This is a genomic window from Paramaledivibacter caminithermalis DSM 15212 (genome assembly GCF_900142245.1).
In the GTDB taxonomy this organism is placed as follows: Bacteria; Bacillota; Clostridia; order Peptostreptococcales; family Caminicellaceae; genus Paramaledivibacter; species Paramaledivibacter caminithermalis.
The window spans coordinates 1-8,997 of the sequence record NZ_FRAG01000088.1 but is presented as its reverse complement, the minus strand read 5'-3'; the positions used below and the strand labels follow the sequence as shown (position 1 = coordinate 8,997).

Here is an 8,997-nt window from a genome sequence, read left to right as displayed (position 1 = left end):
TGAATTACTCAAAAACCTATATATGCAACTTTTGTCTTTAGCTTTTGCGATGTTTTGTGCAATCTTTGAAATGGATACTTTACCATCAATATTAATACTGCCTTCTATTATTGTAGCGAGATGATTAAATTGTGGTTTACTCATTCCATAATTTACATCTTCTAAGAAATTGATTATTTCCTCATTGTAATTTACAATAGTAGTGGGCATAGTCTTACCCTCCTTTTGATAAGTGTTTTTAGGGATAATTAACAAATATCATAGGAGCGCAGATTATGCCACATTTATTTTTTGGAAGCATTACCAATTAAGCTTTTATTTTTGCAAAACAGGAGTAATTAATTTATACACATTAAAAATCCTCAAAAACTTTGGATATTTTGATATGTATAAATTAAATTTTACTATAGGAAATCTATATAGATAAAAGCATACTAGGTTAATTAGACAAAGGGAATTTATTTACCTTTGTTTTTTTGTCTATATTCTGCAATCAATAAATCCACCATTCTACCGTAGCTGTGAATGCCATCTTTTTGATAATTAGATTTAAGATATACATTATTTAGCTTGCTAGAAGCTTTTTCAACTGGACCCTCATAAGATTCCCAATATTTTCTAATGAATTCCAAGTCTTGTCTGATACCATTACAATACTTTTTACGAAGAAGGAAAAATTTTTCTTTATCATACTTATACAAGGCATTCATTGAGTGAATTAAGGCTAGGAGTGTTCCTGAGTATTGAAATTGAATATCGGGATTTAGACGACAAGTTAAATATGATATAAAATTTGCTTCATCCTCTCTAGCAAAGCCTCGTTGATGGGCCATTTCATGACATGTAGTACTAGGTATCATTGAAGCAGGAATTTCTATATTAATATTAGCTTCACAGGTAAAGGGAAAGTAAATGCCTGATATTCCAGAGATAGACATTGCTTTAGATAAATAAACTCCCTTTGGTTTTCCGTAATTACCTTTTAACTGGGGATAAAAAATTGCAGCTTCTTTATATCCTAATTGTGCTTTATCAAAAACAGTATTATAGTCATATGTAAGCTTCATGATTCCAGAGGAGTCTTCCTGAATTTTATTTCTAAGAGCATTTCCTTGTTCTATTAAATCATCACAGAGTGCTGCCAATTCATTAATAGAAGCTGGTTTTGTGTCTAAACCAGAAATATCTGAAAATGGCAACCGATGATAATTTAGACCCCAAAGCATAATGAATAAAAAATAGCTTATACTGATGAAAGCAAGAGTGCTTAAAAAGATGTTCAGCAGAATGCATATTCTATTGCCACTTTTTTTTATTATTATAATGACATTTTTTATTAATATTAGGATGAATATAAAAATTATAAGATAGCATAAAAACTCTCCAACAGAGAAAGAAAATATACCAGTTATTTTACTTACGGTTTGTCCTATTAATTTATAGACTTTATTAGAATATATTGTTTCGATGGCAATAGGGGATTTTGCAGCAAAATATGATATAAGTATTGCTAGGGGAAGAAAAAATATAAATACTACTTTTTTTACTACTTTATTATTTGTATCCATTTGAACACAGCCTTATAAAGATTTTATTATGTAATTTGCTCAATTGACTCAATATAATTATTTTTCTATAAAAAATATATAATACTATGAAAAAAATGTAAAGTGATAAACTTGCATAATTAACATAAGTTAAGTTAACGAATAAAGGAAAAAATAACTAAATTTTATGGAATATGTTGCAAATTATTTCTAAATATATTATAATTTTTTTTCAGAAACACTAAGAGCTATTTGGACTATTGGTGTTTTTTATTATGGATTATTTATTTAAGAAAGATATAATCTATAAAATAAAATGGGCTTTATTTCCGTGGGATTTTAATTAGGGTAAAGGGTAAGTTGCTTATAAATTAAAATAATAAAAGAAAGGTGGGATAAAAATGAAAGGTAGAAGAATGCTTTATGTAATTGTACTAATAATTATTATAAATGCTATATATATTACTTATGCACAAAATACAACTAAAAATCATTACAAAATAAAAGAGTCTAAGGCTGAAAGCTTGAAAAAAGAATATTCCCTTCTATCTGTTGAAATAGATAGAAAGATTGATGATATGGAAAATCTAATAAAGGAACTTGAAAGTAAGCAGAAGGTATTAGACCAAATAAAAAGGGTAAGAAAATACATAGACCTCGATATAACCAGTGACTTAAGCCAAATTCAGGAAATAGCAGCAAATACTCCACTTGATCTTGAAACCTCAGCCATAGTTGTAGCCTATTCTAAAAAGTTCAATATTAAACCTTCATTAATTTTAGCAGTTATTAAGCTTGAGAGTAACTTTAATAAATATGAAGTGGGAAAACATAATGACAGAGGTTATATGCAAATTATTCCTGATACTGAAAAATGGTTAGCAAAAAAATACGGTCATAGATTAGGATTGAAATACGACCCTAAGCGTATATTTGAACCTGAATATAACATTGGTCTTGGTGTTATTTACTTAAGCATCTTAAAAGAATCCTATGGTGAAAATTATGACAGAATTTTGTCAGAATACAATAGAGGTCCATACAAATTAAAAAGTTATTATGAAAAGCATAAAACCTATGCAACTAACTATTCGAGAGGAGTCTTGAATAGAGAGAAAAAATTTCTTGAATTAAATGACTGACAAAAAATGCCAGCATATTATTTAATGCTGGCATTTTTTGATGATTAGCGATTAAAATTTTTTATTTGCATTTAGACCATTTCTAGAAACTGTTACAAATTTGATTGAATATAAATCTGCAATTAATTCATTACCAGTACCAGCTTCTTTTAAAACAACATAGCTTATACCAACCTTTTCTAAAATACCTTCTTTGTCGATAAAAAGGTTTGTACCGATAAGGAATTCTATTTTTACATATTGACCTATATGTGTTCTTAAATAACCTTGTAAATAGTTAATATCATCTTGTACAGGTGGACCTGCTTCAAATTGCAAGCTAGGTTCTCCAGTACCAAAACCAGTAATAGGGGTATCTTGACCTAGCTCAGCTTCTTGTTGTTCACGTGGTAAACCCATCATAGCATTTTCGCCTATAGGACTGTTCATTATTGGATAAACAGGCATTCTGAAAAAATAATTTGGAAACATTAATTTGCAACCTCCCTAAAAATTCATATACTTAAAGCTATTAACAGTTTTTTTAAAAGATAATAAAAGGTAAAAAAGTATAATTTTAAGTTTGTGCATATTTTTCAGTAGGATTATAGAAACAATGATCTCCTACTCTAACTTGAAAGCTTCCTGTTCCGTTCCTTGGAAAAGTATATGGGCATGTTGGTTTAAAGGGGTTAAAGTACCATAGAGAATAGCCGACTGTAAACAATCGATTACCAGATAATGCCCAATCAGCTATATCATAATGTATTTGTTCAGGGGGATTCGCCCATATAGTTTGAGGATTAGATATACCGCGAATTACTGAACGCACGCAGTCGAATTGTCCTTTTTGAAATATTACTTTTCTAATATCACCTTGACCTACTCTATGATATTCTCCAAAAGGAACCCTAACTCTATTCATTACAACGGTGGCAACTGCTTTCATTCCATTGACAGACCTATCATGCCACCATAGTATTTCTAAGTGTTTCAGCTTATAGGGAGGTTATATTTTAAGTATTACTTTTAAATCAAAAGCATTTTTTTCAGCATCTTTATCTTTAAAATATATAACTTTATCAATTATAGTTTTTAAGAACCTATTTTTTTGTTCAGCATTAAGACTGTGATAAGTTTGCTCTATAAACTCAATAGAATTGTTTATATGAGGAATTTTATTATTTACCCTATCCAAATCATCCTTAAGCTTAAATAATTGCCTATGAAGCCCTTCTATGTCGTTATTAGTATTATCTATTTTTAACGATATAGTATTCATTCTTTTAAGAAAAGTATCGTTATCGTATATACCTTGCTCTAAAAGATCATATAATTTTTCTTTTTGCTGCTTAAGAGTATCTAATTCTTTATTTTTTATTTTTATTGTGTTTTTTAAAACTTCAATTTCTGTATTATTTACATCTTCTTTTTCATGCTCAAATTCATATTTGATTCTTTTAAATTCATTAATCACAATACTTAAAACTCTTTCTTCAACTAGCTCTACGTAACTAGACTTATTCCCACAATTCTTATAACATCTTATACTATCCTTTTTACCCTTACATGTTCTTGTTGTCATTGTTGCACCACATGAACCACATCTGACGAGATTAGCCAAAGGATTTCTAAGCTTTTTATTGCTATGCAAATGAGGTGTATATCTATTTTTAGATATTATTTGAGCTTTATTGAAAATAGCTTCATCAATGATAGCTTCATGTTTACCATCATAGATGGTCCATTCATTCTTATTTCTAAACTTACTTGTTCTTTTACCATTGTCTTTATATCTATATATACGTTTATTCCACGTCACTTTGCCTGTGTAAGTAGGATTTTGAATCATTTTTCGTATAGTAGTTTTATCCCAGTTTATGTTACCATTTTTATTTGGAATCTTTTTATCCTGTAAATATCTTGCTATCTTAGTATCACCATATCCACGGTTTACATATAAATCAAAAATTAACCGAACTACTTTTGCTTCATCCTCATTTATAACTAAAGTTTTATCTTGTTTATCGTATCCATAAGGAGCATAAGGGCTAATATAATTCCCACTTTCTAAGCTTTTCAGTCTACCCCTTTGAAGTCTTTTCTTAATTATTTTAAGCTCTCTACGAGCCATGAAGGCTTCAAATTCGCTATACTCTTCATCAAATTCATTTTCTAAGTCATAGGTCTTGTTAGGAGTAATTATTTTTGTTTTAAATTCTTTAAATGTTTCCAATATAAGCCCTTGCTCACGCATATTACCCCTGCCAAGTCTATCTATATCCATGACAAGCACAGCATCATACTTGTTATCTTCTACTTCTTGTAGAAGCTCTAACATTTTAGGACGTCTAGCAATAGATTCTCCTGAAACAACTTCTTCTTTTATATCTAACACATTATAATTATGTTTTTTCGCATAAGCCAATAGGGTAGTTCTATGCCTATTTAAAACTTCTTCTACAGACATGTTTTCCTCAGCTCTTGATTTTCTTAAGTAAATGCATACGTTCATGATATCACCTATATAAATAATGATTTTTATTTAATTATATGTTTTTTGAGAGAAAAAATAAAGCTGCTAATAACAGTTTAAATATGTCTATATTAAGCAGCTAATTCTTCAATATATTTTTTTCTTTCAGACCATCTAACAGGAATGATATCATATTCCTTAAAAGCTGTTATTAAAGAGTTGGATATATTTTTATCGATATCGTTAATAAATGTATATAACTGTGTATTATTATCTCTTACACTTTTTGTATCATTCCATGAAAAAATTATTGATTCTACAAGAGATTTATTTAAATTATTTGCTGTTTTAATTATTCGCTCAGGCATTTTCTTAGATTTAGGTATTGCGAAATCAAATTTTTGACTTAGACCACTCTTGCCAACAAAATTTACGTTTGAAATATACCTAATATCATTATTGTAAAGAAAAGTTTCTACATCTTCTAAAAAAATTGATATTACATTATTTCGAGATAAAACAAATAAATCATTAACTGAAAGCATAGCTTGTAATAAATTATGTTTTTTAATTGGAAAATTTGCTATATTACATTTTACTTTTAAAATATCATTTTCATCTAGTTCAACACCATATCCATTTAAAATTGTATTTAGTATTTTCTTTCGCTTTGCAGTATTAAATTCTAATCCTGACAACATTAAGTCATTAATTGTGTAACCATCATCAGATAATATATAACCATTATCAGTTTTAATTATATATATTTGCATATAGTCATTATGTCTGTCTAAAAATGGTGATGTAAGTTCAAGAACATCATCTTTTATAGTTTTTATTGACATATTTTCTTTTAACCATGAAAGGTATGAGTCTATAAATTTTTTTGAGTTTATCATTTAAATCACTTCCTGAACACTAGGGATATTTTCTATATTACAGTATTGACAAAAATCTAAAAAAGTTTGCGTAAGATTTTTTAAATCTGTAAAGCAATTATTTTCAATTTCATCAAGAGGGAAAGCCCATTTATCTCCATAACCTTCTTTATATATATGTATATGAGTACCAAGTATAACTTTATTATCAGGATTTCTATGAGGTTTTGTATCTACATCTAATCTAATAAGTGGAATGCTTGTTTGATATCTTTCTTGATAAGTACAACGTGTCAGTTTAAAAGTTCCTTTTCTATTAACATCTAATATAAATTTTTCTTTATTATCAATTGAAGCCACATTGATTTTAATAAAATCATTTGGTATTGGCAAGACAATATCATTATCAATAATATTTTTCTTCATTATTATTAGATTATCGGCTATTTCCTGAATTAACATTGCATTCTCCTTTTATTATAATTTTAATTATATTATATAGGTTTGTCTATGTAAAAAATGTCAAAACACGTCGATATATAAAAAAGAGTTAGCAAGAGATTGTAACAACTTATGCTAACTCCATATTAGATAAAGTTATTTTTCTTATTAGAACTCTAAGCAAATCTAGTATTTTTTACTACCCATTTTTTAATAGTTATATTTGCCCAAAAACCGTAAATACCAAGTGTGATAAAACATAATAATAATATCTTAATCCATTGCCCAAAAAGTCCCATAGCAGTACCAGTAAATTGAAGTCTCCTTCCTTCTATAACAGTATGCTCGGCAACCCATTTTTCTTTCATAGTTACAGCCCAAGGTAAACAAATCCCTAGAGTAAAAAAAGTTACTAAAAACCCTAGTATACTAACTCCAACTAGCCCTAAAAGACCTCCATCAAAATATGAGTCCACAGTTTTAACATTTGTTTCCACTAAAAAATCCTCCTTTGCATTTAAGTTAATTAATTATCAAAAATATTATAGTATATACTCTATGAAAAAAATAGTAAATATTGTCGAATATATACAATATTTTTATGAGTAGATTAGAGCAAAGAAAAGTGTATAAATTAGTATTTATTATTGATGTCGAATTATAGGAGAAAAAGACGAACGATTCAATCTTGAATTTTAGAGGACTTAATAGTAAAATAAAAATACGAACATATATTCGCATACCCGCCACTGGAATGACTACAAGGGGGATAAGATATGTATAAAACTAAAGATAAAAAAATAATTAAGAAGGATATACATATTGATATTGGAGAAATAGAACTTGAGAATGGAATCATTGTAGTAAATGAAAAGAGCTAGTTAAGACTAACTAGCTCTAAATAAAACTATTTATTTTATTATTTCAAGATTTTTCTTTATATTAAAAATATCTTCTTCGTTCTTAAACTCTTTATGTTTAATAAATTCAATGTCTCTAGATAATTTTTTCATTATTTCAAGATGTCTTTCGGCATTTTTAGCTTCAATAGCCAGTAAATGATCTTTGATATCTTGCTGTCCTTGTTCTAGAGTAGACATTCTATTTTCAAGATTAGATTGTCTTTGCTCTAGAGTAGACATTCTTTTTTCAAGGTTAGATTGTCCTTGTTCTAGTGTAGACATTCTATTTTCAAGATTAGTTTGACCTTCTTCAAGTTTAGAAAGACGCTCATTGGTTTTCTTTTGACCTTCCTTTAGTTCATTGACGTCAGATTCAAGTTTAGATTGTCCAGTTTCAAGATTCTCAAGACGTTGATTAATAGTTTTAATTTCACTAAGTATTTCATTTAATATTTTCTCCATGCTACACACCTCATTTTATTATTTCAAAATTCTTTTTAATTTTGAAAATATCTTGCTTAGTTTGATATTCTTCATGTTTAAGAAAATCTATGTCATCAGAGATTTTGTCAAGTTTAGCATTAGTTTTAAATTCAGTAAGATTTGCAGTTTGGTCATAAACGGCGTCTAATTTTTTCTCAATGCGGTCAAGACGCTCATTGGTTTTATTTTGACCTTGCTGTAGTTTATTGACGTCAGATTGCATTATGGTTTGGTTTGTTTTTAATTCTTTTAATTCTCTAAGTATTTCATTTAATATTTTCTCCATACAACCCACCTCATTTTTTGTTATTTATCATCTTGTTTTATGTCTTTTTTCTTTTCTTTTTCTTCCAAATCTTTTCTAACACTTTGAACTACCCTCATAGCATCTAGCAGTGCTTCTGGGTCTATTTCTTCTTCATACATTTTTTTGATAAACTTTATATGTTTTATTTTAAGATTTCTAAAAACTTCTCTATATTCTTCAGGAAGTAAATGAACTAGTTCCTTAGTTGTATAAATATCTTTTGGCGGTTTTCTTTTATCTGTACGGCATAAAAGATAGTCAATAGAAGTATCAAAAAAATCAGCAATTTTTTTTAATAATTCATAGTCGGGAGTACGTTTATTACTTTCGTAAAAAGATATAGTTGATTCTCCTAATGAAAAAATTTTAGCTAGTTCAGCTTGAGTTAAACCTTTTTCTTTTCTTAATTCCCTCAATCTATCTCCAAATTTCATTCTAATCACCTCATTATATTATAATTTTATCATTGCATTATGCAAAGTAAAGAAAAAGAAAGATAGTGTCAAGATACTGTAGGAAAAAAATTTAAAAAAAATTCTTATGTTCTGATGAAATTAAGCACCACGAACAGACTTGAGTAATTCACTAGCCCAAGTTCTTTTCCCAATATTCAAAACAGTTATATTATCAATTTTTTCTTCTACTTTTTTATTTAATTTTCTTTTTACAACTCTTTTATCTAACTTCTCGATTCTTTTTTCTTTCTGCTTTTCTTTTCTCTTTTTTATCATTGTTTCATATACTTTCCCACCATTGGCACGATGTACTCTTAGTCGTGCCATTTGATCAGCACCTACTATACTCCATGCTAATGGTCTAGAACTCAATCTAGCAGATAATAT

The 8,997-nt window shown here is 28.2% G+C and carries 12 protein-coding genes and 1 pseudogene; 1 reads left to right on the top strand and 12 read right to left on the bottom strand.

Annotation, left to right across the window (positions count from 1 at the left end; all coding sequences use genetic code 11):
• Positions 1 to 210 (bottom strand): hypothetical protein (locus BUB36_RS17750; RefSeq protein WP_131821350.1); only part of this gene is annotated, 210 nt, incomplete at its 3' end.
• A gap of 248 nt (positions 211 to 458) precedes the next feature.
• Positions 459 to 1,568 (bottom strand): DUF3810 domain-containing protein, encoded by a 1,110-nt coding sequence (locus BUB36_RS17745; protein WP_073153393.1) that lies wholly within the window; start codon positions 1,566 to 1,568, stop codon positions 459 to 461.
• 380 nt (positions 1,569 to 1,948) lie between these two features.
• Between BUB36_RS17745 and BUB36_RS17740 the strand changes: the two genes are divergently transcribed.
• Positions 1,949 to 2,689 (top strand): lytic transglycosylase domain-containing protein, encoded by a 741-nt coding sequence (locus BUB36_RS17740; protein ID WP_073153390.1) that lies wholly within the window; start codon positions 1,949 to 1,951, stop codon positions 2,687 to 2,689.
• A 51-nt stretch (positions 2,690 to 2,740) separates the two neighbouring features.
• On the opposite strand, the gene BUB36_RS17735 is transcribed toward BUB36_RS17740, so the two are convergent.
• The 10 genes and pseudogenes from BUB36_RS17735 to BUB36_RS17690 form a co-directional block, all read right to left on the bottom strand.
• On the bottom strand, positions 2,741 to 3,160 hold the full coding sequence (locus BUB36_RS17735; RefSeq protein WP_073153387.1) for a hypothetical protein: 420 nt from the start codon (positions 3,158 to 3,160) through the stop codon (positions 2,741 to 2,743).
• A gap of 85 nt (positions 3,161 to 3,245) precedes the next feature.
• Positions 3,246 to 3,617: a cell wall hydrolase gene (locus BUB36_RS17730; RefSeq protein ID WP_084112129.1), complete on the bottom strand. Its 372-nt coding sequence runs from the start codon at positions 3,615 to 3,617 to the stop codon at positions 3,246 to 3,248.
• Positions 3,618 to 3,677: 60 nt separating this feature from the next.
• Positions 3,678 to 5,183, bottom strand: coding sequence for a recombinase family protein (locus BUB36_RS17725; protein ID WP_073153381.1), 1,506 nt, complete (start codon positions 5,181 to 5,183; stop codon positions 3,678 to 3,680).
• Between the two features lie 92 nt (positions 5,184 to 5,275).
• Positions 5,276 to 6,043: a DUF1829 domain-containing protein gene (locus tag BUB36_RS17720; protein ID WP_073153378.1), complete on the bottom strand. Its 768-nt coding sequence runs from the start codon at positions 6,041 to 6,043 to the stop codon at positions 5,276 to 5,278.
• Positions 6,044 to 6,484 (bottom strand): DUF6978 family protein, encoded by a 441-nt coding sequence (locus BUB36_RS19365; RefSeq protein ID WP_073153375.1) that lies wholly within the window; start codon positions 6,482 to 6,484, stop codon positions 6,044 to 6,046.
• Positions 6,485 to 6,639: 155 nt separating this feature from the next.
• A complete protein-coding gene (locus BUB36_RS17710; protein WP_073153372.1) occupies positions 6,640 to 6,960 on the bottom strand; it encodes a DUF898 family protein in 321 nt (106 codons plus the stop codon).
• A 414-nt stretch (positions 6,961 to 7,374) separates the two neighbouring features.
• Positions 7,375 to 7,827, bottom strand: coding sequence for a hypothetical protein (locus BUB36_RS17705; protein WP_073153369.1), 453 nt, complete (start codon positions 7,825 to 7,827; stop codon positions 7,375 to 7,377).
• 10 nt (positions 7,828 to 7,837) lie between these two features.
• Positions 7,838 to 8,134, bottom strand: a complete 297-nt coding sequence (locus BUB36_RS17700) for a hypothetical protein (protein ID WP_073153366.1) — start codon at positions 8,132 to 8,134, stop codon at positions 7,838 to 7,840.
• 20 nt (positions 8,135 to 8,154) lie between these two features.
• Positions 8,155 to 8,589: a helix-turn-helix domain-containing protein gene (locus BUB36_RS17695; RefSeq protein ID WP_073153363.1), complete on the bottom strand. Its 435-nt coding sequence runs from the start codon at positions 8,587 to 8,589 to the stop codon at positions 8,155 to 8,157.
• A 120-nt stretch (positions 8,590 to 8,709) separates the two neighbouring features.
• Positions 8,710 to 8,997, bottom strand: a pseudogene (locus BUB36_RS17690) (UPF0236 family protein); the annotation flags it as partial.

What these genes read in the sequence shown, in the direction of transcription:
- BUB36_RS19365 (WP_073153375.1), bottom strand. Translation starts at nt 6,484, where the DNA reads ATGTTAATTCAGGAAATAGCCGATAATCTAATAATAATGAAGAAAAAT.
- BUB36_RS17735 (WP_073153387.1), bottom strand. Translation starts at nt 3,160, where the DNA reads ATGTTTCCAAATTATTTTTTCAGAATGCCTGTTTATCCAATAATGAAC.
- BUB36_RS17745 (WP_073153393.1), bottom strand. Translation starts at nt 1,568, where the DNA reads ATGGATACAAATAATAAAGTAGTAAAAAAAGTAGTATTTATATTTTTT.
- BUB36_RS17695 (WP_073153363.1), bottom strand. Translation starts at nt 8,589, where the DNA reads ATGAAATTTGGAGATAGATTGAGGGAATTAAGAAAAGAAAAAGGTTTA.
- BUB36_RS17730 (WP_084112129.1), bottom strand. Translation starts at nt 3,617, where the DNA reads ATGAAAGCAGTTGCCACCGTTGTAATGAATAGAGTTAGGGTTCCTTTT.
- BUB36_RS17740 (WP_073153390.1), top strand. Translation starts at nt 1,949, where the DNA reads ATGAAAGGTAGAAGAATGCTTTATGTAATTGTACTAATAATTATTATA.
- BUB36_RS17725 (WP_073153381.1), bottom strand. Translation starts at nt 5,183, where the DNA reads ATGAACGTATGCATTTACTTAAGAAAATCAAGAGCTGAGGAAAACATG.
- BUB36_RS17700 (WP_073153366.1), bottom strand. Translation starts at nt 8,134, where the DNA reads ATGGAGAAAATATTAAATGAAATACTTAGAGAATTAAAAGAATTAAAA.
- BUB36_RS17705 (WP_073153369.1), bottom strand. Translation starts at nt 7,827, where the DNA reads ATGGAGAAAATATTAAATGAAATACTTAGTGAAATTAAAACTATTAAT.
- BUB36_RS17720 (WP_073153378.1), bottom strand. Translation starts at nt 6,043, where the DNA reads ATGATAAACTCAAAAAAATTTATAGACTCATACCTTTCATGGTTAAAA.